Raw genomic sequence first — 23,284 nt, 5'->3', positions numbered from 1 at the left:
CCCGCACAGACCCGGACGTGCAGTTTTCCCGCACCCGGTCCTTCGGTTGTACTCGCGTGCGCGTAGGCCATTCGGCCTATCGCTGTTGCCCGCAGTGAGGTTGGCCCGTGTTGATCCGGCCCGACATGTCCGGCACGGGTTTCCTTTGCGGGCTGCGTACTTCCGTCGGATCCTTCCCCATGCGCATGGCTTTCCCATGCTCAGAGTACTATGTCCGATAAGACACCCCAAGAATTTATAGCGGTCTCCCGCCCACCCGGTGCGTGGTTCTCCGCCAAGATGGTAGGTTCCAGGTTGGTTCTGTTTCCGGGTTTCCCCTTGCGTGCCTCAATAGCTGTATATCCGCTCCGCGTTGTCCCCACGGCGGGAACCGTTCGGGGCTTCCCGAGTTCTACGACGCTCCTCTTCCCACATGCCACGGCCTGAGGACTCCGGCGGACCTTCGATACCCTCGCCATCCGGGCATCTCCCGTGTTGCCTTCGGTGTGCGTTAAAACCCTCGGCGTCCGCAACAAACGTATTTCGAAGCTGTGCCAGCACCTCGGGGTGCGCGTCACCCCTGCGGCCTAGGATTCTCTATCTACGCTTCGCCCGCCTTGTTCGCCCCCCGGAAGCCGACCGAAACCCCAAGCCTTGAAAACTCCCGCAAAACCCGCCGAAGTCGCGAGCGACGGTTTCCCGTTGAGCAGCTCGTTAGGCTGAAGCGAAACCCGTGACATACCGGCCTTGATACGTCCGATTGCGCTACGCTGATCGGACCTACGCGGGCTCCGCCCCCGCCCGGAACTCCGAGAATCTCGATTTCCCCTTGCCGACTCACCCCGGAAAACCCGCCTTAACTCAAATTCGAGCCAGCCCGAGAAACCCACGAACTCCCGTTGAAACCCCTTTCCCGCCCGCCTAACGATTGCGTTCAGGGGAAAGCCCGCCCACGAGGAACCTCGAACCCCCGACAAAATAGACGGCGGGCTTTTCCCCTGCAACACCCTGTTAGGCTTGGTGTGGTGGCCAGGCAATTATTTCGGTTTTACATAAAGGGCAGTTATGTATGCGGGAGGAATTCGTAGTAAAGTTACGAAGCTGTAATATAGATTTTTTGCCTTGATTGTAACAGTTAGCACAAAGCCAGTGAGTTGGTTCGGCTCTTTGAGCGGCAGACTCTTTGAGCGTGTAAACGAATACACCGCATCCTGCATAACAGTCCCCTACATCTTTCAATTCATACCTATCTTTCTCGGTATTCCATGCTTCAATGCGAGCAAGTTCTTTTTTCAGGTCATTTACTTCTGTTAGTAACGACAAATTTTGCTGAGTTAGCGCGATATAACCAGTTTGGATGGTGGCAATCTCAGATTGAAGAGCATTCCATTGTTCAAGGTTATTAAGGTTATCCCGAGCATCAATAATCGCCTTTATGAGATTATTCGCGTGGCTGAACGAAGTAAGAGTGGAGGAAGCCAGTGTTATAGGATCAAGCATAAAATTATTCCTTGCATGAAAAGTTGAGACTGCAATAAAAAATCCTAACTTGATATTAGGCTAGGTGTTGTGCAGAATTTGCTGCATTTATCTTTTTTTGCCAAGCGAAGGAAGCCCGCCTGAAACCACTTTATAGTCCCGCCTGATTCCTTCAGAATATGGCACTTTCTTATGTTTTTGGGGAGATGCTATTCGGTAGGCATCACCGTCAGATAAATTTCTATTGTGCGATTTATAAAAATGGTTTTGAACTGCCCGTACAGCCCTTTGCAAGCCACGCCCACACTCAGGGCAAAGTATCAGCTTGTTTTTGTGACGGTTGGTTTTTGGAATAGCCTCTGGTTTCATGTTGACACTTTATAGACAGTCATTAGCACTAAACTCCAACTTCGTATATTGTCATTTCTAAATTACCTGTCTTGAAGCCTAACGTTTACGTTCAGCGGAAACCCCGCCCTCGCGGAATCTCGAATGCGCCCTGCGAGTTTTGGATTTAACTTGTTAGCTTGTATTGATATATCCATTTGTACTGCAAATGATCTTCTGGCTTTATCGTAAATTTTATTGAGTTTTCGGTGTTTTCGCCTTCAAATCGTAAACTCTTGGTAAAATTGACGACGCTAGCACCTCTTTTATGTGTAATAACTTCCAGGAAAACATGTGTTTTACTTAATAACGGTTCTAGCGTGATTTCTGGAACTAAAATTTTTATGTGCCCAATATTTGGAATGGCATAAATAATATAGCGAAAATAAAGCTCCTTAAGTTGTGGAGTGTCTTTATTAAGAATAATGCGCCTTGAAAAATCACAGCCGACGAGAAAGGCATCGAAGCTTTCTGATGAAATTGTGGAAGCGTATTTATAGCTTTCAATTCTTGCATCTTGTAGTGCGTTTTTATAGTTATTAATAATATACGCGACGGCCTCGCTTTGTTCGTGCTTATGATCCTCCCAGCAAGAATGAATCGGCCAAGGCTTTCCTAAATCGTCGAATAAAACGCATCCCCCGTTCTCATCACGATGAAAATATACTTCTTCGCCACACCACCAGCAGTTAGTTAGAAAGGTTATCTTTCCAGTATATATCCAATAATATAAGGCTTTGTTGCTTGATTTTTTTGGTTCTCTATTTTGGTTTTGGTAGGAATAATTTACGGAGTGATAGCCATCATCAACAACTGAGCCTGATCTATGATGTCCTTCAACCCATGTTCCATGACGATAATGTCCCTGTACCCAGGTTCCGCTTCTTCTATGCATTTTTCTTTCTCTTAATGCCTAACTTGGTATTAGACGCCAAATGCCGTCTATTAAGTAATAGACACCAAGCGCCGTTACCGTAATAGACACCAAATGCCGTCTATTACAATAATAGGTGTGTCATATAATACGGGGTGGCCATGTGTCTGGATTGGAACAATACTCCGGTAATTGTTCCGGGGTCAATCGTGAATATTCACCTTTTTGAGGGTGAATATTCACCCCCGGCGGTTATTGCAATTGCCTAGACAATTGTTTCTATTACGCAATTCATTTGGGTGGGCTTCGCCCCGAAAATGTCCCGATTCCCGCCACCCCAGCCCGGAGCCGTCGCCAGAATGAGCGCCATGATGCCAGTTAGCACACCAGCCGCCCCGATTAGCACACCAACCCCGCCCAAACTCCTCGACCAAGTCCGCGCCAAGCTCCGCCTCAAGCACTACAGCCTCCGCACCGAACGCGCCTACACCGATTGGATCAAGCGCTACATCCTCTTCCACGGCAAGCGCCACCCCAAGGACATGGGCGCCGCCGAAATCCAAGCCTTCCTCAGCCACCTCGCCACCGAGCGCGATGTCGCCGCCTCCACCCAAAACCAAGCCCTCGCCGCCCTCTTGTTCCTCTACAAGGAAGTCCTCGATCTCGACCTGCCCCGGCTCAACGACATCGAACGGGCCAAGCGCCCCCAACGCCTCCCGACCGTCCTCACCGTGCGCGAGGTCGGCGCGGTGCTGGACCGGCTGGACGGCACCCTCGGCCTGATGATCCGCCTGCTCTACGGCACCGGGATGCGCCTCATGGAATGCGTGCGGCTGCGGGTCAAGGATGTGGATTTCGAAATGCGCCAGCTCACCGTGCGCGATGGCAAGGGCGGCAAGGACCGGGTCACGATGCTCCCGGCGCTGTTGGCGGAACCGCTCAAGGCCCATCTGGAACAGGTCCGCGCCCTGCACCGCGCCGACCTCGCGGAGGGCGGGGGAGAGGTATGGTTGCCGGATGCCTTGGCGGTGAAATACCCCAACGCGCCACGGGAGTGGGGCTGGCAATACGTCTTCCCGGCCCGGTCCCTGTCGGTCGATCCCCGTTCCGGTCGGCGCCGCCGCCATCATGTCGATGAAAAAGCCCTGCAACGGGCCGTGAAGAAAGCCGTGCAAGCCACAGGTCTCGGCAAGCCGGTCTCCCCGCACACCCTCCGCCACTCCTTCGCCACCCACCTGCTCCAATCCGGCTACGACATCCGCACCGTCCAGGAATTGCTCGGCCACAAGGACATAACCACCACCATGATCTATACACACGTCCTCAACCGGGGCGGGCACGGCGTGGTGAGTCCGCTCGACCGCCTATGATGGGCTAAACTCCCCCGCATCCCCCATCACAGGAGCCACGCATGAAAATCGGCACAGCCCTCACCCCCGGCGCCACGCGGGTCATGTTCCTGGGCAGCGGCGAACTGGGCAAAGAAGTCGTCATCGCCCTGCAACGCTACGGCGTCGAAGTCGTGGCGGTGGACCGCTACCCCAACGCCCCCGCCCACCAGGTCGCCCACCGCGCCCACGTCATCGACATGACCGACCCCGCCGCGCTGCGGGCCTTGATCGCACAGGAGCAACCCCGCTTCGTCGTCCCCGAAATCGAAGCCATCGCCACCGCCGCCCTCGCCGACATCGAAGCCACCGGGCCAGCGACGGTCATCCCCACCGCCCGCGCCGTGCAGCTCACCATGAACCGCGAAGGCATCCGGCGGCTCGCGGCGGAACAACTTGGGCTACCCACCTCGCCCTATGTGTTCGCCGACTCCCTGGAAGGCGTGCGGCAAGGGGCCGAAGCCGTCGGCTATCCCTGCTTCGTCAAGCCCATCATGTCCTCGTCCGGCAAGGGCCAATCCATGCTGCGCTCGGAAGCCGACGTGGACGCGGCCTGGAATTACTCCCAGGCGGGCGGGCGGGTGAAGAACGCCCCGGTCATCGTCGAGGGCAAAATCGACTTCGATTTCGAAATCACCCTGCTCACGGTGCGGGCGCTGAACGCACGGGGCGAGGTGGAAACCCAGTTCTGCGAACCCATCGGCCACCGCCAGGAAAAGGGCGACTACGTGGAAAGCTGGCAGCCCCAACCCATGAGCGCGGCGGCGCTGGCCGAAGCGCGGCGCATCGCCAAGGCCGTCACGGACAATTTGGGCGGGCGCGGGCTGTTCGGCGTGGAGCTATTCGTGCGGGGCGACGAAGTCTGGTTCAGCGAGGTCAGCCCCCGGCCCCACGACACCGGCATGGTGACGATGGCGACCCAGGCGCAGAGCGAGTTCGATCTGCACGCCCGCGCCATCCTCGGCCTGCCGGTGTCCACCGCACTCCGCAACGCCGGGGCGAGCGCCGTCATTTACGGACAACTGGAAGGGGAGGGGATTGCGTTCGAGGGCTTGGAACACGCGCTGACCGTCCCGGAAACGGACCTGCGGCTGTTCGGCAAGCCCGTGTCGTTCCCGCGTCGGCGGATGGGCGTGGCGCTGGCGGCGGGGTCCACCGTCGAGGAGGCTAGGGAACGGGCGCGGGAAGCGGCGGGGCGGGTCGTGCCGGTGCCGGCGTGAGGGGAATGGATTCGGCGGGGCAGGCGATGGGCGAAAGCCCGAAACCGGCCGCTTTAGACGCTTCCGGTTTGCAAATTATCCGATCCATGTAAAACTTGCCCTTAGCCTAGTCCGTTCAGATAACACATCGAATCCCCATGTCGAGACTCTCTGGAAGATTATCCCTGGCGATGCTGCTGCTGGTTTCTGGCGTGGCGGGCGCGGATATTTATAAGTACGTGGATAAGAGCGGCAACGTGACTTACACGGACAACCCCGAGCATTCCGGCTATCGCCTGCTGGTCAGATCGCCCGCCGCCTTTTCCGCGCCGGTGAAGGTTTACTTCGGCGGGGGCAGGCACTCGGCCTTAAGCCTCCGCCCCCGCAGCCCAAAAAGCCTCGTGCGTGAGCGCAACCGCCAGCAATACGCGGGCGTGATCGAGGACGCGGCGAACCAGCACGGGCTTGATCCGGGCCTGCTGCACGCGGTCATACAGGCCGAGTCGGGCTACAATCCGGGCGCGGTCTCGCACAAGGGCGCGGTCGGTTTGATGCAACTCATGCCGGGCACCGCCGCCCGGTATGGCGTGGACCCGTACAATCCAGAAGAGAACATTCTGGGCGGGGCGCGTTATCTCAGCGATTTGATGGGCATGTTTGGCTCCAATGTGAGCCTCGCAGTCGCCGCCTACAATGCCGGCGAGAACAACGTCATCAAGTACGGCAACAAAATACCGCCCTTCTCCGAGACCCAGAATTACGTGTCCAAAGTGTTGGCGAACTACAACCGCCAATATTGACCCCACCGAAAACCGAACATCTTGCCCCCGCTCCTTCTGGGAGAGGGCTGGGGTGAGGGGATAAAAAATCGGCTTGTGGCAACGCCTAAACGAAATTTCAAATCACTCCGACCCCGAACCCTTCCAACAGCCTGACCAGCCGAATCAGCGGCAAGCCGATGAGCGCATTGGGGTCTTCGCCCTCGATCCGCTCGAACAACACAATCCCCAAGCCCTCCGCTTTGAATCCGCCCGCGCAATCGAAAGGCCGGTCTCGGTCCACGTAACGCTCGATTTGCTCATCGGTCAAAGCGCGGAAGATCACCGTGCAAACGTCTATATCCGTCCGTGTTTCCCCGGTCGCCGCATTCGCGACGCACAAGGCGGTGTAGAAACGCACCGAGCGGCCCGAGGCGTTCTTTAACTGGCGGATGGTGTTGTCGCGGGTGATGGGTTTGCCCAGCGGTTCGCCGTCCAAATCGGCCACTTGGTCGGAGCCGATGATTAGGCTGCCGGGATGGCGGTGCGCCACGGCCAGGGCTTTTTCAGTCGCAAGGCGCAGGGCAAGGTCTGCAGGGGCTTCGCCGGCTTGGGGCGTTTCGGCCACCTCCGGCGCGGCGGTGTCGAAGGGGAGTCCGAGCTTTTCGAGCAGCGCCCGGCGGTAGGATGAGGTGGAAGCCAGTATCAGGCGGGGTTTCGCGATGGGGTCGGGAGAAGAATCTGACATTTGGATAAACTCGCCTTTTTGACAGCCACAAACCTTACCTTTATCATTGTACGATTATGTTCGACCGATTGCCGGAATTGTTCGATCCTTTGGAGTTCGTTGAAAAAAAGCGGCGGATCAAAGGGATAGTGCCCTTGGGCGGGCTGGATAGGCTGCACGACGCGCTCCTGAATCGGGAAGACGGAGTGCGAGTCGATCTGGAATTCATGCGGGAAGGCCGGGTGGCCGCCGTGACGGGCCGGGTGGAGGCCACGCTGGTGTTGCAATGCCAGTGTTGCCTTGAGCCCATGGATTGGCCGGTCAGCAGCGAAGTCCGCTTGGGTGTGGTTACGTCCATCGACCAAGCCAACCTCCTGCCCGAAGATTTTGAACCGCTGATGGTGGACCCCGGTGCCGTGATCGCCTTGGCCGATATCGTCCAAGATGAATTATTGCTCGCCATGCCATCGGTACCCCAGCATTCGGATTGCAAGTTGTCGAAGCCGGACAAAGCTTCGGGCGGTGTCGAACACCCTTTTGCCGTCTTGGCGCAGTTGAAAAAAAACCAATCTTAGGAGTTACCCCATGGCTGTTCAGCAAAATCGTAAAACGCGCTCCAAGCGCGACATGCGCCGTTCCCACGACGCCTTAACCGCCACCGCGCTGTCCGTGGAGCCGACCACCGGCGAAACCCATCGCCGTCACCATATCAGCGCCGACGGTTATTATCGCGGTCGTAAGGTCATCGCCACCAAGCAGGACGACGCCAGCGACGAATAATCGGACATCCGGCTCGAACGGCCCATCGCAACGGGGCCGTGACGCCAGATTGAAGCGAAGCACCTTATGACGCAAAAGCTTAAGATCGCGCTCGATGCCATGGGTGGCGATCATGGTCCGGGAGTCATCATTCCGGCCGCCTTGGACAGCCTCGGGAAGAATCCCGACCTGCACTTGATATTGGTGGGGGACGAGCCGACTCTCAAGCGGCACCTGGACGGTTCGGCGGAGCGGTTCGGTGCGCGAATCGCCATTCGCCACGCCACGGAAATCGTGGAAATGCACGAGTCCCCGGCCAAGGCCTTGCGCAATAAGAAGGATTCTTCCATGCGCGTCGCCATCAATCTGGTCAAGGATGGAGAGGCCGCCGCCTGCGTTAGCGCGGGCAATACCGGTGCCTTGATGGCTATCGCCAAGTTCGTGCTTAAGACCATTCCCGGCATCGACCGCCCGGCCATCATCGCCCCGGTTCCTTCCAAGACGGGCCACACCCATGTGCTTGACCTTGGTGCCAACGTCGATTGCACTGCCGAGCATCTATTCCAGTTTGCCGTCATGGGCTACGAATTGGTGCGTGCGGTGGAGGATAAGGACCAGCCCCGGATTGGACTTCTCAATATTGGCGAGGAAGATATCAAGGGCAACGAGCAGGTCAAGCAGGCCGCCCGGTTGATCGCTGACTCCCACCTGAATTTCATCGGTTTTGTCGAAGGCAATGACCTGTTCTCGGATGACGTGGACATCGTCGTGACCGATGGCTTCGTCGGCAACGTGGCACTAAAAACCATTGAGGGTTTGGCCAAGTTGTTCGCCAAGTCCATCAAAAGCGAATTTGAGAAAAATATCTTCACTAAGCTGGCCGGGCTGATTGCCTTGCCGGTGCTGAAAGCCTTCAAGCAGCGCTTTGACCCGCGTCTCTACAATGGCGCAAGTTTCGTGGGCCTGCGCGGCATCGTCATCAAAAGCCATGGCAACGCCGACCGCGTGGCCTTCGCCAACGCCATCAACACCGCCATGAAGGAAGTCGAAAAGGCGGTTCCCGCCCGCATCGGAGAGCGCGTCGCGGGCATTTTCGCCGAGAGGATGTCCGCGTGACACGGTATTCCACCCTGCTTGGAACCGGCGGCTATCTCCCCGAAACCATTCTCACCAACGCCCAAATCGCCGAAACCGTCGAAACCTCGGACGAGTGGATCGCCGAGCGCACCGGCATCCGGGAGCGCCGCATCGCGGACCCGCACGAAACCGCTTCCAGCATGGCGGAAATCGCGGCGCGTCAGGCACTCGATGCCGCCAGACTTGAACCGGACGCCATCGACCTGATCGTGTTGGGCACCGGGACGCCCGACCGGGTGTTTCCCAGCACCGCTTGCATGTTGCAGCGGCGCTTGGGCATTCGGGGTTGCGCGGCGTTTGATGTGCAGGCGGCTTGCTCGGGCTTCATCTTCGCCCTCAGCGTCGCCGATCAATACATCCGCGCTGGCAACGCCAAGCACGCTTTGGTGGTGGGCAGCGAAATCAACTCGCGGCTGGTCGATTGGTCGGATCGCTCCACCTGCATCCTGTTCGGCGACGGCGCCGGGGCGGCGGTGCTGGGCGCATCCAGCGAGCCGGGCATTCTGAGTACCCACATCCATTCCGACGGTCACTATCAGGATTTGCTGTACGTGCCCAATCCGGTCAATGGCGACAACGAGGAAAGCCGCTTCCTGAAAATGCAGGGCAACGACGTGTTCAAGGTGGCCGTCAACACCCTCGGCCAGATCGTCGATGAGACCCTGGAAGCGAATGGCCTTGCCCAATCGGACATCGACTGGCTGGTGCCTCATCAAGCCAATATCCGCATCATCAACGCCACCGCCAAGAAGCTGAAAATGCCCATGGAGCGCGTGGTGGTCACGATTGAAAACCAAGGCAACACCTCGGCGGCCTCCATTCCTTTGGCGCTGAATCAGGCCATCCGCGACGACCGCATCCGCCGTGGGCAAACCGTGCTGATGGAGGCGTTCGGCGCGGGCTTCGCCTGGGGTTCCGCTTTACTTCGCTATTAAAAAGAGACTTTCCGTTATGAGCCGTGTCGATAATGGCTTGGCCTTCGTCTTTCCGGGCCAGGGTTCGCAGTCGGTTGGAATGCTGGCCGGGCTGGCCGAATCCCACCTGGAGGTGGAAGCCACCTTCCGCGCCGCGTCCGAAGTGCTGGGCTATGACCTGTGGAGCTTGGTCCTGAACGGTCCCGAGGAGCGCCTCAACAGCACCGAGTTCACCCAACCGGCCATGCTGGCGGCGGGCGTCGCCGCGTGGCGCGTCTGGTGTGCCAACAGCGATGTGCGACCGGGTTGGATGGCCGGGCATAGCTTGGGCGAATACACCGCCTTGGTGTGCGCCGGGGCGCTGGGTTTTGAGGATGGCTTGCGGCTGGTGTCCGAGCGGGCGCGGCTGATGCAGGAAGCGGTGCCGCCGGACGTGGGTGCCATGGCGGCGGTGCTGGGCCTGAACGATGAACAGGTGGTGGCTGTCTGCGTCGATGTTTCGACCGAGTCGGAAATCGTCACGGCGGCGAATTTCAACGCGCCGGGTCAGGTGGTCATCGCGGGCGACAAAGCCGCCGTGGAACGCGCCATCGTCCAGGCCAAGGCCGCAGGCGCCAAACGCGCCGTGCTGTTGCCGGTGAGCGTGCCGTCCCATTGCCCGTTGATGCGGGAAGCGGCGGATAAATTCAAAGCGGTGATCGAGTCCGTCGCCATGGAGTCGCCCGCCATCGGCGTGGTGCATAACGTGGATGTCGCCATGCACCCGGCATCCGAAGTCATCCGGGCCGTGCTGCAAAAGCAATTGTATGGCTCGGTGCGCTGGGCCGATTCCATTTTGTTCATGTCCCAGCAGGGCGTGGACCGCTTCGTCGAATGCGGGCCGGGCCGCGTGTTGGCCGGGTTGAATAAACGCATCGTGGCGGGCGTCAGGACCGAAGCGATTTTTGACGCCAGTTCATTAGCCAAAACTTTGGAGCTTGTCCAATGAGTTCACAAACAGCCGTCGTCACGGGCGCTAGCCGGGGTATCGGCAAAGCCATCGCCCTGCGCCTCGCTAAGGCCGGACATACCGTCATCGGCACCGCCACCACCGAGGCGGGTGCCGCCGCGATTTCCGACTATTTCACCGAGGCGGGTTTCAAGGGCTGCGGGCGGGTGCTGAATGTGGCCGACAGCGCGTCCATTGACGGCTTCATCAAGGCCGTGGGCGAGGCGTTCGGCGCGCCGACCATTCTGGTGAACAACGCCGGCATCACCCGCGACAATCTCTTGCTGCGGATGAAGGACGATGAGTGGGACGATATCATCCGCACCAACCTGTCGTCGATCTTCCATCTGAGCAAGGCGTGCCTGCGGGGCATGATGAAGGCCCGCGCCGGACGCATCGTCAACATCACGTCGGTGGTGGGCGCGACCGGCAACGCCGGGCAGGCCAATTACGCCGCCGCCAAGGCCGGCATTATCGGCTTCACCAAGTCGCTGGCGAAGGAAGTGGGTTCGCGCAACATCACCGTCAACAGCGTCGCGCCGGGCTTCATCGACACCGACATGACCCGCGCCCTGCCGGAAGAACACCGCAAGGCGCTGCTGGACAATATTCCCTTGGCGCGGCTCGGGTCCGCCGAGGAAATCGCTGGGGCCGTGGCGTTCCTGTGTTCCGACGACGCGGCCTACGTGACCGGGGAAACCCTGCACGTAAACGGCGGAATGTATATGGCATAATGCCGCTTTAGCGCCGGATCGCTTTTCGATCCACGCGGCTTGGGTAAGTGATTGCTCCGAGCCGAGTGCGTCAAGCGGGCTGAGTCTGGCGAGAAAAGTCTTGTAATCATCGGGTTTCAAATTAAAATTTGTTCACCTGATAAAACCACAGAAACTCCTGAGGAAAAACAATGAGCGACGTAGCAGAGCGTGTTAAGAAAATCGTGACTGAGCAGTTGGGCGTGAAAGAAGAAGTCTCCTTTGAAGCTTCTTTCGTCGACGACCTCGGCGCCGATTCCCTGGACACGGTCGAACTGGTCATGGCTTTGGAAGAAGAGTTCGAGTGTGAAATCCCGGACGAAGACGCCGAGAAGATCACCACCGTTCAGCAGGCGATTGATTACATCGAAAGCCATATCTAAGGCCGGTCGGTTAAGTTTTGTTCGCCCCGAGGGCTTGGGCCTGTCGGGGCGTTTTCTCGTTTAATCCAACCCAACTTAAGGAACGACCTTGAGTAAGCGACGTGTGGTTGTCACCGGGCTTGGCGTGGTTTCCCCCGTCGGCCTGTCGGTGAACGAATCCTGGGATAATGTTCTGAATGGCAGAAGCGGCATCGGACACATTGAGGCGTTCGACGTGTCCGAGTTCTCCTCCCGCATCGGCGGCAGCGTCCGCAATTTCAATATCGCCCGGTACATCAGCGAAAAGGAAGCCAAGAAAATGGATGTGTTCATCCATTATGGTATCGCCGCCGGCTGTCAGGCATTTGAAGATTCAGGGATCGCCGTGACCGAGGAGAACGCCGAGCGCATCGGCGTTGCCATCGGCGCGGGGATAGGCGGCATCACTGGCATTGAGCATGGCCACGCCATGTTCGTGAAGGGCGGCCCCCGCAAGATTTCCCCGTTCTTCGTGCCCAGCAACATCATCAACATGATTTCGGGCAATCTCTCCATCAAGTATGGCTTGAAGGGTCCGAACTTCGCCATCGTCACCGCCTGCACCACGGGCACCCACAATATCGGCGATGCGGCCCGGCTCATCCAGTACGGCGACGCCGACGTGATGGTGGCGGGTGGCGCGGAAATGGCGACTTCGCCCACCTCGCTGGGTGGCTTCGCGTCAGCGCGGGCCTTGTCCCGCCGCAACGATGACCCCGTGCGGGCCAGCCGTCCGTGGGACAAGGACCGGGATGGCTTCGTGCTGAGCGACGGCGCGGGCGTGCTGGTGCTGGAAGAACTGGAACATGCCCTCAAGCGCGGTGCCAGGATTTACGCCGAACTGGTGGGTTACGGCATGAGCGCCGACGCCTATCACATGACCCAGCCGCCGGAGAACGGCGAAGGCGCCGCCCGTTGTATGCGTAACGCGCTGCGGGACGCCAAGCTCAATCCCGAGGACATCAGCTACATCAACGCCCATGGCACTTCCACCCCGGCGGGCGACTTGGCCGAAACCCACGCGGTGAAAGCGGTGTTCGGCGATTACGCCTATAAGGTGCCGGTCAGCTCCACCAAGTCCATGACTGGTCACATGCTGGGCGCGGCGGGTGGCATTGAGGCGCTGTTCTCCGCGCTGGCGTTGCGGGATCAGGTGATTCCGCCGACCATCAACCTCGACAATCCCGATCCCGCCTGCGACCTGGATTTCGTGCCCCACACCGCCCGCGAACTGAAATTGGAATACGTTATGTCCAACTCCTTCGGGTTCGGCGGCACCAACGGCACCGTCATCTTCAAAAAATTCGCTTAGATCGCCCCGGTCTCGTGGGGCGGGCTTAAGCCCGACCTACGGGCCGGTTCCCCGTCGGCCCATCATCCCCCTATTTCATCCCGCGCCACTCGACCGGAGGACTACGTGAACCCGATTTTGCTGGTGAACGGAGCCTCGGCGTCCAGCATCGAGATTTCCGACCGGGGCTTCCAATACGGCGACGGGGTATTCACCACCTTGCCCGTCCGACACGGAGTCCCCGTGTTTCTCCCGCCACATTTGGCCCGCTTGGAGCGCGACTGCGGACGGCTCATCATTCCATTTCCCGGTCGCGATCTTTTGGCGCAAGAGGCTGGACGCCTTTGCGCGGCCAAGCCCGACGGCGTGCTGAAAATCCAAATCACCCGAGGCGGCGGCGGGCGCGGCTATCGTCCGCCCGACCAGCCTTCGCCGACGCGGGTCCTGGGTCTTCACCCGTTGCCCGAATATCCCGCCGACTTGGCGGAAAAGGGCGTTGAGGTTCGCTTTTGCCAAACCCGCCTTGGCATCAACCCGGCGCTGGCAGGCATCAAGCACATGAACCGCTTGGAGCAAATCCTCGCCCGCGCCGAATGGCCGCTGGGCGACATCCGCGAAGGGCTGATGCTGGACGCGGAAGGCCATGTCACCGAGGGCACCATGACCAACCTGTTTCTGGCGCACCGGGGTAAACTCGTCACGCCGAAGCTGGATTTATGCGGCGTGGCGGGCGTCATGCGGGCTGTGGTGCTGGACGCCGCCGCTGAACTCGGTTTGGCCGTCGAGGAAACGCGTCTCGTGCCCGCCGAGCTTTTCGGTGCGGACGAATTGTTCCTGACCAATAGCGTGATTGGGGTGTGGCCCATCCGCCGGATCGAAGACCGGGATTTTCCGGTCGGGCCGGTGACAACGGAGATAAGTCGATGGCTGATGAGCCGGATTCAAAGCCAGATTCAAGCGGGCAGCGCCGCCGCGTTTACGGGCTGATTGCCGTCCTGATCCTGGTGATCGGGATCGTCGCGGGTGGGTGGTGGATGGCATACCAGGCTTCCGCCGACCGGCCCTTGGACCTCGCGCAAACCGCCTATTTCGAAATCGGCAAGGGCGAGGGATTGCCGTCCATCGCCAAGCGGCTGGAAGCTCAGGGCGTGGTGGAGGCGTTGCGGTTCGAGGCGCTGGTGATGGCCGAAGGCGCCAAGGGCCGCTTGAAATACGGCGAGTACGAAATTTCTCCCGGCATCAGCCTGCGCGGCTTGCTGGATAAATTCATCGCCGGGCGGGTCCGCCAGCATGCCGTCACCATCGTGGAAGGCTGGAATTTCGCCGAAACGCTGGCCGCCCTGGCCCGTCATCCGGCGCTGGTGGCGGAAGTCGCGGGCCAGCCTGCGGACCAGATCATGATCAAACTAGGCACGCCCGGCCTTCCACCGGAAGGGCGTTTCTTCCCCGACACCTATTTCGTGATCAAGGGCACGACCGATCTGGACGTGTTGAAACGGGCCTACGGCAAGATGCGGACGGTGCTGGACCAAGAATGGCGGAACCGCGCCGAACCCTTGCCGCTGCGCTCGCCCGACGAGGCGCTGACCTTGGCGTCCATCGTCGAGAAGGAGACCGCCCGGCCCGAGGAACGGCCCGCCGTGGCGGGGGTGTTCGTGCGGCGTCTGCTCAAGGGGATGCGGCTGCAAACCGACCCGACGGTCATCTATGGCATGGGCGCGGCCTACGCGGGCAACATCACCAAGGACGATTTGCGCCGCGACACGCCCTACAATACCTACACCCGCGCCGGTCTGCCGCCCACGCCCATCGCGCTGCCGGGCCTCCCCGCCATCCGCGCCGCCCTGCATCCAGACAGTGGGAACAGCCTCTATTTCGTCTCGCGGGGCAATGGTAGCCATGTGTTCTCCGCGACCTTGGACGAGCATCAGCGGGCGGTGGATCAATATCAAAAACATTGATTGACGGATTTTAGAAAGCATTGCAATGAAAGAAAAAGTTTATCTCGACTCCACTATTCCCAGCTATTACTTTGATGAAAGGGAATCGCTGAAAACCTTTACCGAGATCACTAGGAAGTGGTGGGTGGAAATGGCAGGTTTTTATGATTTGTACGTATCCGAAGCAATTCTTCAAGAGTTGAAGAACGGGGATTATCCAAATAAAAATAAGATCATCTCATTAATATCAACACTTCCCATGCTGCCGCCGGTTTCCGATATCGAGCAGATCGTTGAGTTTTATATTGCTAATTATGTGATGCCAAAATCTTTGGTGGGAGATGCGCTTCACCTCGCTTATGCAAGCTACTTTGATATTCAATATCTTCTTGCCTGGAACTGCAACCATCTGGCGAATGCCAACAAAAAACGGCATATTCGAGTGATTAATGGCAGGCTTGGTTTATCAACGCCTGAGATTGTCACTCCACTTGAGCTATTTAAAGAGGAGGATGCCTTATGAATTGCTGCGATATCCTGCGAGAAAAGAACAGGGTGCAAGCCAAACTAGCAGAAGAAAGCCCCTCAATTCATAAATATTTAGAGAAAAGCCACCAAGAGGCGCAGCGTATCGCAGAAGAATATGGGTTTTCCATCCGATATGCTGAAATACCCAAAGTGATAGTCGGGCAGGGCGAATATTTGCCCAAGGCTAAAAGTTCCTCATGACCCAAGCCAAATTCATCACCCTCGACGGCGGCGAAGGCGTGGGCAAGACCACCAACCTCGAATTCGTCGAAAACTATCTGACCCAGCGGAACATCCCCTATCTCCGCACCCGCGAACCTGGCGGCACGCCCTTGGCCGAATCGGTGCGCGGCCTGCTGCTGGGCTTCGACGCCATCGAGCCGGAAGCGGAATTGCTACTGGTGTTCGCCGCCCGCGCCCAGCACATCAAGCAAGTCATCCGGCCCGCGCTGGCGGCGGGAACGTGGGTGCTTTGCGACCGCTTCACCGACGCCAGCTTTGCCTATCAGGGCGGCGGGCGCGGGCTGGATTTCGCCGCCATTGATTTTTTGGAGCGCTGGGTTCAAGCGGACTTGCAGCCGGATTTGACCCTGCTGCTCGACGCCCCGGTGGAAATCGGCATGGCTCGGGCCAAGCGGCGCGGACCCGCCGACCGCTTCGAGGCGGAAGACCTCGCGTTTTTCTCGCGCATACGGCAAGCCTATTTAGAACGGGCCGAGCATCACCCTGAGCGCATTAAGCGGATCGACGCCGCCCGGCCCCTTGCCGAAGTCCAGGCCGGCATTGCCCAGCACCTAGACGCCCTGTTGGCCGGATGATGGCCGTGGATTCCGCCGCGTCCCTCCATCCCTGGCTCGCCACGCCCTGGCAGGCTTTCAACGCCCGCCTCGCCGCTGGCCGGGTGCCCCAGGCCTTGCTGATTCATGGCCCCGCCGGACTCGGCAAAATGCGGCTGGCGGAGTTGTTCGCCCAAAAGCTGCTGTGCGCTCATCCCGGCGAATTCGCCTGCGGCCAGTGCCCCGGTTGCCGCTTGTTTCTGGCGGGCACCCATCCCGACTTCATCAAGGTGCAGCCCGCCGAGCCCGGCAAGGGCATCGGCGTGGACGCCGTGCGCCAGTTGATTGCCAGCCTCGCGCTTAAATCCCAATACGGCGGATTCCGCGCCGTGGTGATCGCCCCGGCCCACCTGATGAACATCAGCGCCGCCAACGCGCTGCTGAAAACCCTGGAAGAACCCGCCGACAACACGGCGATTCTGCTGCTGACCGAAGCGCCTTCCGCGCTGCCCGCCACCATCCTGAGCCGCTGCCAGCGCTTGCCGGTGGCCGCGCCGGATCGGGACACGGCCCGCCGCTGGCTGGAATCGGCGAGTCCCGGTTGCCCGGCGGAGGTATTGTTGGCAGCGGCGGGCGACTCCCCGTTGAAAGCCTTGGCCCTGGCCGGGACCGATGCGGCCGAGCGGCGGCGGGCGGTGTTCGCCGAATGCGCCGCGCTGTTGGCGGGGAAAGCCGAGCCGGTGGCCGTCGCCGAGCGCTGGCAAGGGCTGGCCCATGAGGAATTCATCGACTGGATGATCGCCTGGACAGCGGACTTGATCCGGCTGGGCAGCGCCCCGGCGGGCATCGAGCCGCGCAACGCCGATTTCCGCGAGGACTTGCGGAGCATGGCCGGGCGGATACACTTGGATAATCTGTTCGACCTGTGGAAGCTGCTGCTGCAATCGAAGCGGGCGCTGGGCGGGCAAATCAACCGGCAATTGCTGCTGGAAGACTTGCTGATCCGCTGGTCGGAACTGGGTCAATCTCACAAATTCAGTCGGAGCTTTACATGAGCGACGCCGATCAATCCCGGCAGGGCATCCTGTCCCTCACCATCCGCGACAAGAGCGTGCTGTACGCGGCCTTCATGCCGTTCGTCAAGAACGGCGGCTTGTTCATCCCCACCAACCGCAACTACAGGCTGGGGGACGAGGTGTTCATGCTGCTGAATTTGATGGACGAGCCGGAGCGCATCCCCATCGCGGGCAAGATCATCTGGATCACGCCGAAGGGTGCCGAGGGCTATCGTTCCCACGGTATCGGCGTGCAGTTCAGCGAGGAAGACAAGGGTGCCACCCGCGCCCGCATCGAGAACCAATTGGCCGGGATGCAGGAATCCCAGCGCCCGACCCACACGATGTAGCTGGTGGGAGCGGGCCTCAGCCCGCGACAGCTTTGCCAAATCGTGGGCTGAAGCCCGCTCCCACAGCCCCGCAGGGTCGGCACCCCGCCGGTCCCGCGCAAGAACAACAACACGCCAGGGGCGTTCATGTCCGAACCCACACCGGGAACCTTGGAGTTCCGCTGGATCGCGACCCGCGTACCGCCGAGCTGGCGGAAACCTACCTGATCCCCCTGAACATCGGGGCGATGCTGGACACCCTCATCGTCCGTTCCGGCAGAACCGTCGGCGTGCTGTGCCACGAACACATGGGCACGCCGCGCCATTGGACCCCGGTGGAGGTGGCGCGGGACGGCGAGGAAGCCTTGCGGCGGGTCGCGGCCTGGGCGGCGGGCGAGCCGTCGACGCTGGTGATCCTGCTGGACCTGAAACTGCCCAAGATCGACGGGCTGGACGTGTTGCGGCAGATCAAGGAACAACCCACCCTGCGCGGCATTCCGGTGGTGGTGCTAACCTCTTCGGAGGAGGGCCGGGATATTCGCGCCGCTTACTTGCTGGGCGCGAATTCTTACCTCGTCAAGCCCGCCAATTTCGACAAATTGATGCGTCTGGCGACGCACATCGAGACCTAGACGACTTCGGCACCGGCTATTCCTCCCTGAGCCACCTCAAGAACTATCCCCTCGACCGCTTGAAGATCGACCGGGGCTTCGTCGGCGACATCGACCGCGACCCCAACGACGCGGCCATCGCCGCCGCCGTGGTCAGCCTGGCCTTGGCCCTGGACTTGGAGGCCGTGGCGGAGGGCGTGGAGACCCCGGCGCAATTGGAGTTCCTGCGCCGCCGCAACTGCCACATCGCCCAGGGCTTTTTGTTCAGCCGCCCGCTGGAGGCCGCCCCCGCCGCGCTGTGGTTGGCGGAAAATTTCCTGAGCCTGCCGAACCCGCCTGACCTGTAAGGTGGGAGCGGTCTTTAGACCGCGACGATTACGCGCCTAGTCGTGGCCTGAAGGCCACTCTCACGATATTCCCGTCTTTACCTATGACAATCCTTGGTTTTATCCCCGCCCCGCATCGCCCATATCCGGGTTTGAACGCCACTGGAATCATCGCGGCTTTTGCGCTGCTCGTCGGCATCCTGCTCCGGCATCCCGCCCTGGCCGACGAGCCGCCCCCCGTCGAGCTTCCCAAAACCGCCCTCGAAAGCCGCGAACTGGCCTTGGTCGTCAACGAGTCCGACCCGCTCAGCGTGCGGGTCGCGGCGTATTACCAGACGCAGCGCGGCATTCCCGACCAGAACATCATCCGGGTGCGCTTGCCGCCGGGCGATAACTTGCCCCGCGAGGCGTTCGAGCGCATCAAACAGGCGGTGGACAGCCACACCGGCCCGGCCATTCAAGGCTACGCCCTGGCCTGGACCGCGCCGTTCCGGGTCGATTGCCTATCCATCACCACGGCCTTCGCCTTGGGGTTCGATCCCGCCTATTGCTCCGCCAAGCAATGCGCCATGACCAAGCCCAGCGGCTATTTCGACGCGCAGGGCGGCGCGCCTTATATCCAGCACAAAATCAGACCGGCGATGCTGCTGGCGGGCCGCGATTTCGAGTCGGTCAAGGCGCTTATCGACCGGGGCGTGGCGTCGGATTCCACGTTTCCCACGGGCACGGGCTATTTGTTGAGGACTTCGGACGCGAACCGGTCGGTGCGGTCGGTGGCCTTCGAGGAGACCCACCGCCAACTTGGGCGGGCGTTCCGCTTGGAGGTGCTGGCACAGGACGACATCCGTGACCGGCGCGACGTGCTGTTTTATTTCACCGGCCTGACCCGAGTGGCCCATCTGGACACTCTGAAGTTCTTGCCGGGCGCGGTGGCGGACCATCTCACTTCGGCGGGCGGCGTGCTGACCGGCGATGGGCAGATGAGCAGCCTGCGCTGGCTGGACGCGGGGGCGACGGCCAGTTATGGGGCGGTGGTGGAGCCGTGCAACCATCTGGCGAAGTTTCCCTTTCCCGCCGTGTTGATGCTGCATTACGCCACCGGCAACACGGTGTTGGAAGCCTATTGGAAGAGCGTGGCGGCGCCGGGGGAGGGCGTGTTCATCGGGGAGCCGCTGGCCAAGCCTTTCGCGCCGCGAATCCTGGCGCGGGACGGGCGGCGAATGAAGCTCAAGCTGTTCGCGCCGACGCCGGGCGTGTTGGGATTGGATGGGGCGGTGTCGCCGATGGGTCCGTTTCGACCGACCGGCAACGTGTATCCGCTGGTGCCGGGGGTGAATGAGTTGAGTTTGGAATTGCCGGAGGCGTGGGGGTATTTTCGGGTGGGGTGGCGGTTTTAGAGGATGCCCATCGTTCTTACGGTCTCCGTGGGAGCGATGGGAAGTCCACAAGCTTTCTGGGTGTGTTGGTCGGTGATGCTACCCAGAGTCTGTCGCCTCATAGTCGTCAGCCGGGAACAATACAATTTTCATCAATCCAGTCCGGCCATGCCCCGAACGCCCAGCCCGTCGCTCAAGCTCATCCTCGCCAGTAACATCCGCGCTTTCCGTAAGCTGAAAGCGCTTTCCCAGGAGCAACTGGCCGACCTGTGCGGTCTGCACCGCACGTATATCGGGTCCGTGGAGCGGATGGAGCGGAACGTCACGCTCAGCACCTTGGAGGTTCTAGCGGATACGCTCGGGGTCAGCGTCCCGGAACTGCTGACCAACCCAACGGAACATGAGCGACCAGACCCAGACGGCACAGAATTACAAGACGGCGATTGAGCAATCCGGCAAGGACATTTACGCGCCGATAGCCGTGGGCGACGAACTTTGGATTCCGACGCCGCAACTTGAAGAGTTATTGAATCGGGAATTGTTCGGACTCGATTTGGGCGGGCTACCGCTCCGCACCCGGTCGAAGGTGGTGAAAACGTCGGTGTGCCGGGCTTTGGGCTATCCCGTGCCGGTCTGCTTCAAAAAGATCAAGCCGCGCTTTCCTGGGCAAGAACTCGACATCTACGCCCAGAAATCACGAAACCTACAGGTTTGGAACGAGCAGCTATCGCCCACCCGCCGCTACGCCCTGATCCGGGTTTCCGACCAACACAAGGTTTGCAAGGTCAAGGTCATCAACGGCCAAGAATTGGCATTGCTCGACACGACCGGGAAGATCACCACGAAGTATCAGGCCCGACTCGATTCCGGCACCGCTGACCGAGAGTTGATTTCCCCCGTCGATACGCCCGCTATCGTCCCGCATGTGAGCGCTGGCTTGACATTCGACGCTAACACCAGCCCCACCGATAACCCGGCTTCGGGCGGTTTGCTCCCCGTCGCGGAGCTTTACCAACGGCTGACGCCCCTGATTGGCCTGTCATTCCCCGATCCGGGCAAGGATCAAGAGCGCAATCGCGGCGCAGCCTTGCACGGCTTGGTGTGCGAAGCACTGGGTTATGGCGGCTATGGCGACAACGGGCGATTCCCGGATATCCGCCACCAATTGCTGGAAGTGAAGCTGCAAACCTCGCCTACCATCGACCTTGGGCTGGTTTCGCCGGACAGCTTGGAACTCCTCGACATCCCCCACATCGGCCTCACGCCGCCGCGCCATTGCGATACCCGCTATGCGGTGTTTCAGGCCCGCACTGACGGCAGCATCGTCACCTTGAACAAACTGGCCGTGGCAACAGGGTCCGATTTCTTCACCCGGTTCAGACGCTTTGAGGGCAAGGTGCAAAACGGGAAATTACAGATTCCCCTGCCCAAAGACTTTTTCGACCGCTAGAAGGCGTAAACCGACTCGGCTTTCAAAACCGAGTCGGTTTTTCATCCACGCCGCGAATCTTCCAGCCCAAAGACCCGCCAAATCATCCAATCCAATTCCCCGGCAAGTCGCTCGGCTTCGGGCGAGGGAGTCAGCTCAAAAATCCGTTTGGCCGTTTGGATAATCGCCCGTGAATCCGCTTTGGCCGGGTCCGGCAGGGGGAACTGCTCAACGTATTGAGTGATGAAGCGCCGCCGCCCCGCATAGAGTTTATTGTTGAAACGATGGTCGTAGAACGACTCAATGAAGCTGGAATTCGCCACCGCGAGCGCCAACCACAGCCAATCCGGGTCGGCATCGACTTCGCAACGCAGCCAGTAACATTCGCCATTAACGATGGCACCCGCTTGATCGATCCAAAAGATGGGCCGTTCGGCGATGTCCAGAAACACCAGTTTGGGTTCCCGCCAACCCGCCGGATCGTGAGGAACCCAGATTTCGTACCACCGTCGCCCCGCTTCGATGAGGTAGGTGCGGGATTCTAGGCGCGAACGGTGGGTTTCTAAATAGCGGGCCGAATTGGGGTACCGATCCAAATCAACGGGTATTCGCCCCGCGATGGTCATGTCGTAGGGATAGAGGATTTGTTTGGCTTGTTTCGGCTGAACCGGCTTGAAGCGCCGGGCACAGTGCCGGGTGGTCAGCGGTTGTAGCAGTTCCGGTGGTCGCCCGCCCGACGCGGCGTTCCAATCGCTATGAATGAATACCTTGTCGGCGGTGCTTTTCACGCCGACCCGGATTTTTCCTATCCGCGAAAAAGTCGCCCAAGTGTGCGCCGTGACGGTATCCAGCCACGCATCGGCGCTGTCGGTGGCGATTCGCCATACGCCTTCCGGGGTGTCGCCATGATCCAGCACGCCATGTTTCACCCGGAACCGGCGACCATCGGCCAAACCCACCACGCTGCCGGACGCTTGGGAGAGTATCGCCAAGGGTTCAGCCGCCCAGGTTTCCGGTGCCGCATCGCGCTCCTCGTAGAGACTCGAAAAAGCTGTGACCGGCCTATTTCGGCGGCTTTGGCTGTGCGGCTTAGTGCCCAGCAAGACCGCTGGCAATACGGCGGCGGCGAATAACTTGGTGTCGCCCAAATCCCAGACGTGCCGCAGGTCGAAGCGTTCCAACAGCGCACGGCGCACGGCCTGTCCGGCCTTGGTGGTCATGAATCGGTTCGACACGATGATTCCGGCGGTGCCAGTCTCGGCAAGCACCTGTGCAATCCCCAGGAGAAACGGGAAATACAGATCAACCCGCCCCGACAGGCCGAACCGTTGAGCCAAAGCGCGGGACTGCGTGGTGCCCATGACTTGGGTGCGGACGTAGGGCGGGTTGGCGATGACCAGATTGAACAGTTCAGTCTGTTCCGCGAATAGTCCGGTTCCGGCCAGTATGAAATCCAGGAAATCACGCCGCTCAATCCGGTGGGCCACTCGGGGAAATGCCTCGCGGAGCCGGCGGGTGGCGGTGGTCACGGCGTCAGGGTCAATATCGAAGCCTGTGACAATGAGCCGGGGCTGGATGGATTCCGGTAGGCGGGCGATTAAAGCCAGTAGCAAGGAGCCATCGCCCACCGATGGATCAAGCAAATGAATAGGGCCGGATTCCGGCAGCGTGGTGTTTTCGACGATCCGCTCGGCCACGAAGACCGCCAAGTTGGGCGGTGTATAGGTGGCACCGTCGGCCTTCCCAGCCGAGACTTGACTATAGCGAGGGAGGCGATCGGTTGAATGAAAAATGCTACTCATGGTGTTCATGGTAACATGATTCCCTCTCCGAAACCGAAGGCTGTTTTCGCCGCCGTTCATCCTCGCGCCGCCTGATCGA

The 23,284-nt window shown here is 60.0% G+C and carries 27 protein-coding genes; 23 read left to right on the top strand and 4 right to left on the bottom strand.

Translation table 11 applies throughout. From position 1 onward, the window contains the following. Positions 1 to 990: 990 nt before the first annotated feature. Together ACXWUF_RS01220 and ACXWUF_RS01215 are read right to left on the bottom strand one after the other, a co-directional pair. Positions 991 to 1,479 carry a hypothetical protein gene (locus ACXWUF_RS01220; RefSeq protein ID WP_458492823.1) on the bottom strand — a complete coding sequence of 163 codons (489 nt, stop codon included), beginning with the start codon at positions 1,477 to 1,479 and terminating at the stop codon, positions 991 to 993. A gap of 493 nt (positions 1,480 to 1,972) precedes the next feature. After that, the gene (locus tag ACXWUF_RS01215) at positions 1,973 to 2,740 is read right to left on the bottom strand and encodes a hypothetical protein (RefSeq protein ID WP_458492822.1); all 768 of its coding nucleotides are present in this window, start codon (positions 2,738 to 2,740) and stop codon (positions 1,973 to 1,975) included. A 347-nt stretch (positions 2,741 to 3,087) separates the two neighbouring features. Here ACXWUF_RS01215 and ACXWUF_RS01210 point away from each other — a divergent pair, with 347 nt between their 5' ends. From ACXWUF_RS01210 to ACXWUF_RS01200, 3 genes are all read left to right on the top strand, one after another. Continuing rightward, a complete protein-coding gene (locus ACXWUF_RS01210; protein ID WP_458492821.1) occupies positions 3,088 to 4,089 on the top strand; it encodes an integron integrase in 1,002 nt (333 codons plus the stop codon). A 41-nt stretch (positions 4,090 to 4,130) separates the two neighbouring features. Next, positions 4,131 to 5,327 (top strand): formate-dependent phosphoribosylglycinamide formyltransferase, encoded by a 1,197-nt coding sequence (gene purT / locus ACXWUF_RS01205; RefSeq protein WP_458492820.1) that lies wholly within the window; start codon positions 4,131 to 4,133, stop codon positions 5,325 to 5,327. Positions 5,328 to 5,464: 137 nt separating this feature from the next. Further along, positions 5,465 to 6,106, top strand: a complete 642-nt coding sequence (locus tag ACXWUF_RS01200; protein ID WP_458492819.1) for a lytic transglycosylase domain-containing protein — start codon at positions 5,465 to 5,467, stop codon at positions 6,104 to 6,106. Between the two features lie 97 nt (positions 6,107 to 6,203). Here the strand turns inward: ACXWUF_RS01200 and ACXWUF_RS01195 are convergent, their stop codons facing one another. Further along, a complete protein-coding gene (locus ACXWUF_RS01195) occupies positions 6,204 to 6,812 on the bottom strand; it encodes a Maf family protein (RefSeq protein WP_458492818.1) in 609 nt (202 codons plus the stop codon). Between the two features lie 56 nt (positions 6,813 to 6,868). On the opposite strand from ACXWUF_RS01195, the gene ACXWUF_RS01190 reads away from it, so the two are divergent. The 20 genes from ACXWUF_RS01190 (at position 6,869) to ACXWUF_RS01095 (ending at position 21,424) form a co-directional block, all read left to right on the top strand. Beyond that, entirely contained in the window at positions 6,869 to 7,366 is a 498-nt protein-coding gene (locus tag ACXWUF_RS01190; RefSeq protein ID WP_458492817.1) for a YceD family protein, read from the top strand. A 10-nt stretch (positions 7,367 to 7,376) separates the two neighbouring features. Next, complete coding sequence (rpmF, locus tag ACXWUF_RS01185) at positions 7,377 to 7,571, top strand: 50S ribosomal protein L32 (protein ID WP_458492816.1); 195 nt, start codon at positions 7,377 to 7,379, stop codon at positions 7,569 to 7,571. A 66-nt stretch (positions 7,572 to 7,637) separates the two neighbouring features. Then, a complete protein-coding gene (gene plsX / locus ACXWUF_RS01180; protein ID WP_458492815.1) occupies positions 7,638 to 8,666 on the top strand; it encodes a phosphate acyltransferase PlsX in 1,029 nt (342 codons plus the stop codon). Continuing rightward, a complete protein-coding gene (locus tag ACXWUF_RS01175; protein WP_458492814.1) occupies positions 8,663 to 9,622 on the top strand; it encodes a beta-ketoacyl-ACP synthase III in 960 nt (319 codons plus the stop codon). Before plsX ends, ACXWUF_RS01175 begins: the two co-directional genes overlap by 4 nt. A gap of 16 nt (positions 9,623 to 9,638) precedes the next feature. Next, the gene (fabD, locus tag ACXWUF_RS01170) at positions 9,639 to 10,589 is read left to right on the top strand and encodes an ACP S-malonyltransferase (RefSeq protein WP_458492813.1); all 951 of its coding nucleotides are present in this window, start codon (positions 9,639 to 9,641) and stop codon (positions 10,587 to 10,589) included. Then, entirely contained in the window at positions 10,586 to 11,323 is a 738-nt protein-coding gene (gene fabG, locus ACXWUF_RS01165) for a 3-oxoacyl-ACP reductase FabG (RefSeq protein WP_458492812.1), read from the top strand. The genes fabD and fabG overlap by 4 nt, the downstream gene beginning before the upstream one ends. Before the next feature lie 170 nt (positions 11,324 to 11,493). Continuing rightward, a complete protein-coding gene (gene acpP / locus ACXWUF_RS01160) occupies positions 11,494 to 11,724 on the top strand; it encodes an acyl carrier protein (protein WP_458492811.1) in 231 nt (76 codons plus the stop codon). Positions 11,725 to 11,812: 88 nt separating this feature from the next. Continuing rightward, on the top strand, positions 11,813 to 13,054 hold the full coding sequence (fabF, locus tag ACXWUF_RS01155) for a beta-ketoacyl-ACP synthase II (protein WP_458492810.1): 1,242 nt from the start codon (positions 11,813 to 11,815) through the stop codon (positions 13,052 to 13,054). 105 nt (positions 13,055 to 13,159) lie between these two features. Continuing rightward, positions 13,160 to 14,020 carry an aminodeoxychorismate lyase gene (pabC, locus tag ACXWUF_RS01150; RefSeq protein WP_458492809.1) on the top strand — a complete coding sequence of 287 codons (861 nt, stop codon included), beginning with the start codon at positions 13,160 to 13,162 and terminating at the stop codon, positions 14,018 to 14,020. Beyond that, the gene (mltG, locus tag ACXWUF_RS01145) at positions 13,957 to 14,994 is read left to right on the top strand and encodes an endolytic transglycosylase MltG (RefSeq protein WP_458492808.1); all 1,038 of its coding nucleotides are present in this window, start codon (positions 13,957 to 13,959) and stop codon (positions 14,992 to 14,994) included. Before pabC ends, mltG begins: the two co-directional genes overlap by 64 nt. Before the next feature lie 25 nt (positions 14,995 to 15,019). Beyond that, a complete protein-coding gene (locus tag ACXWUF_RS01140; RefSeq protein WP_458492807.1) occupies positions 15,020 to 15,496 on the top strand; it encodes a type II toxin-antitoxin system VapC family toxin in 477 nt (158 codons plus the stop codon). Further along, on the top strand, positions 15,493 to 15,702 hold the full coding sequence (locus ACXWUF_RS01135; RefSeq protein WP_458492806.1) for a hypothetical protein: 210 nt from the start codon (positions 15,493 to 15,495) through the stop codon (positions 15,700 to 15,702). Before ACXWUF_RS01140 ends, ACXWUF_RS01135 begins: the two co-directional genes overlap by 4 nt. Beyond that, positions 15,699 to 16,319 (top strand): dTMP kinase, encoded by a 621-nt coding sequence (tmk, locus tag ACXWUF_RS01130; RefSeq protein ID WP_458492805.1) that lies wholly within the window; start codon positions 15,699 to 15,701, stop codon positions 16,317 to 16,319. The genes ACXWUF_RS01135 and tmk overlap by 4 nt, the downstream gene beginning before the upstream one ends. A gap of 5 nt (positions 16,320 to 16,324) precedes the next feature. Beyond that, positions 16,325 to 17,332 carry a DNA polymerase III subunit delta' gene (locus ACXWUF_RS01125; RefSeq protein ID WP_458492804.1) on the top strand — a complete coding sequence of 336 codons (1,008 nt, stop codon included), beginning with the start codon at positions 16,325 to 16,327 and terminating at the stop codon, positions 17,330 to 17,332. Continuing rightward, on the top strand, positions 17,329 to 17,682 hold the full coding sequence (locus ACXWUF_RS01120) for a PilZ domain-containing protein (protein ID WP_458492803.1): 354 nt from the start codon (positions 17,329 to 17,331) through the stop codon (positions 17,680 to 17,682). The genes ACXWUF_RS01125 and ACXWUF_RS01120 overlap by 4 nt, the downstream gene beginning before the upstream one ends. Positions 17,683 to 17,714: 32 nt before the next feature. Continuing rightward, on the top strand, positions 17,715 to 18,293 hold the full coding sequence (locus ACXWUF_RS01115; RefSeq protein ID WP_458492802.1) for a response regulator: 579 nt from the start codon (positions 17,715 to 17,717) through the stop codon (positions 18,291 to 18,293). Beyond that, positions 18,260 to 18,619, top strand: coding sequence for an EAL domain-containing protein (locus ACXWUF_RS01110; RefSeq protein ID WP_458492839.1), 360 nt, complete (start codon positions 18,260 to 18,262; stop codon positions 18,617 to 18,619). The genes ACXWUF_RS01115 and ACXWUF_RS01110 overlap by 34 nt, the downstream gene beginning before the upstream one ends. A 131-nt stretch (positions 18,620 to 18,750) precedes the next feature. Further along, positions 18,751 to 19,995 carry a TIGR03790 family protein gene (locus tag ACXWUF_RS01105; protein ID WP_458492801.1) on the top strand — a complete coding sequence of 415 codons (1,245 nt, stop codon included), beginning with the start codon at positions 18,751 to 18,753 and terminating at the stop codon, positions 19,993 to 19,995. Positions 19,996 to 20,142: 147 nt separating this feature from the next. Next, positions 20,143 to 20,421, top strand: a complete 279-nt coding sequence (locus ACXWUF_RS01100; protein WP_458492800.1) for a helix-turn-helix domain-containing protein — start codon at positions 20,143 to 20,145, stop codon at positions 20,419 to 20,421. Continuing rightward, positions 20,375 to 21,424, top strand: coding sequence for a restriction endonuclease (locus ACXWUF_RS01095; RefSeq protein ID WP_458492799.1), 1,050 nt, complete (start codon positions 20,375 to 20,377; stop codon positions 21,422 to 21,424). Before ACXWUF_RS01100 ends, ACXWUF_RS01095 begins: the two co-directional genes overlap by 47 nt. A 41-nt stretch (positions 21,425 to 21,465) precedes the next feature. On the opposite strand, the gene ACXWUF_RS01090 is transcribed toward ACXWUF_RS01095, so the two are convergent. After that, positions 21,466 to 23,205 (bottom strand): HsdM family class I SAM-dependent methyltransferase, encoded by a 1,740-nt coding sequence (locus tag ACXWUF_RS01090; RefSeq protein WP_458492798.1) that lies wholly within the window; start codon positions 23,203 to 23,205, stop codon positions 21,466 to 21,468. Positions 23,206 to 23,284: the final 79 nt, after the last annotated feature.

The sequence above is a fragment of the Methylomagnum sp. genome, from assembly GCF_054333355.1.
The sequence above is the reverse complement of the archived record's forward strand: the minus strand, read 5'-3'. Positions and strand labels throughout refer to the sequence as shown.

Excerpts from the sequence above, each read along its gene's own strand:
- fabG (WP_458492812.1), top strand. The coding sequence starts at position 10,586 with ATGAGTTCACAAACAGCCGTCGTCACGGGCGCTAGCCGGGGTATCGGC.
- ACXWUF_RS01195 (WP_458492818.1), bottom strand. The coding sequence starts at position 6,812 with ATGTCAGATTCTTCTCCCGACCCCATCGCGAAACCCCGCCTGATACTG.
- ACXWUF_RS01100 (WP_458492800.1), top strand. The coding sequence starts at position 20,143 with ATGCCCCGAACGCCCAGCCCGTCGCTCAAGCTCATCCTCGCCAGTAAC.
- ACXWUF_RS01220 (WP_458492823.1), bottom strand. The coding sequence starts at position 1,479 with ATGCTTGATCCTATAACACTGGCTTCCTCCACTCTTACTTCGTTCAGC.
- tmk (WP_458492805.1), top strand. The coding sequence starts at position 15,699 with ATGACCCAAGCCAAATTCATCACCCTCGACGGCGGCGAAGGCGTGGGC.
- ACXWUF_RS01095 (WP_458492799.1), top strand. The coding sequence starts at position 20,375 with ATGAGCGACCAGACCCAGACGGCACAGAATTACAAGACGGCGATTGAG.
- fabD (WP_458492813.1), top strand. The coding sequence starts at position 9,639 with ATGAGCCGTGTCGATAATGGCTTGGCCTTCGTCTTTCCGGGCCAGGGT.
- ACXWUF_RS01120 (WP_458492803.1), top strand. The coding sequence starts at position 17,329 with ATGAGCGACGCCGATCAATCCCGGCAGGGCATCCTGTCCCTCACCATC.
- ACXWUF_RS01190 (WP_458492817.1), top strand. The coding sequence starts at position 6,869 with ATGTTCGACCGATTGCCGGAATTGTTCGATCCTTTGGAGTTCGTTGAA.
- plsX (WP_458492815.1), top strand. The coding sequence starts at position 7,638 with ATGACGCAAAAGCTTAAGATCGCGCTCGATGCCATGGGTGGCGATCAT.
- ACXWUF_RS01090 (WP_458492798.1), bottom strand. The coding sequence starts at position 23,205 with ATGAGTAGCATTTTTCATTCAACCGATCGCCTCCCTCGCTATAGTCAA.
- ACXWUF_RS01200 (WP_458492819.1), top strand. The coding sequence starts at position 5,465 with ATGTCGAGACTCTCTGGAAGATTATCCCTGGCGATGCTGCTGCTGGTT.
- acpP (WP_458492811.1), top strand. The coding sequence starts at position 11,494 with ATGAGCGACGTAGCAGAGCGTGTTAAGAAAATCGTGACTGAGCAGTTG.
- mltG (WP_458492808.1), top strand. The coding sequence starts at position 13,957 with ATGGCTGATGAGCCGGATTCAAAGCCAGATTCAAGCGGGCAGCGCCGC.
- ACXWUF_RS01135 (WP_458492806.1), top strand. The coding sequence starts at position 15,493 with ATGAATTGCTGCGATATCCTGCGAGAAAAGAACAGGGTGCAAGCCAAA.
- ACXWUF_RS01215 (WP_458492822.1), bottom strand. The coding sequence starts at position 2,740 with ATGCATAGAAGAAGCGGAACCTGGGTACAGGGACATTATCGTCATGGA.
- ACXWUF_RS01210 (WP_458492821.1), top strand. The coding sequence starts at position 3,088 with ATGATGCCAGTTAGCACACCAGCCGCCCCGATTAGCACACCAACCCCG.
- ACXWUF_RS01140 (WP_458492807.1), top strand. The coding sequence starts at position 15,020 with ATGAAAGAAAAAGTTTATCTCGACTCCACTATTCCCAGCTATTACTTT.
- purT (WP_458492820.1), top strand. The coding sequence starts at position 4,131 with ATGAAAATCGGCACAGCCCTCACCCCCGGCGCCACGCGGGTCATGTTC.
- rpmF (WP_458492816.1), top strand. The coding sequence starts at position 7,377 with ATGGCTGTTCAGCAAAATCGTAAAACGCGCTCCAAGCGCGACATGCGC.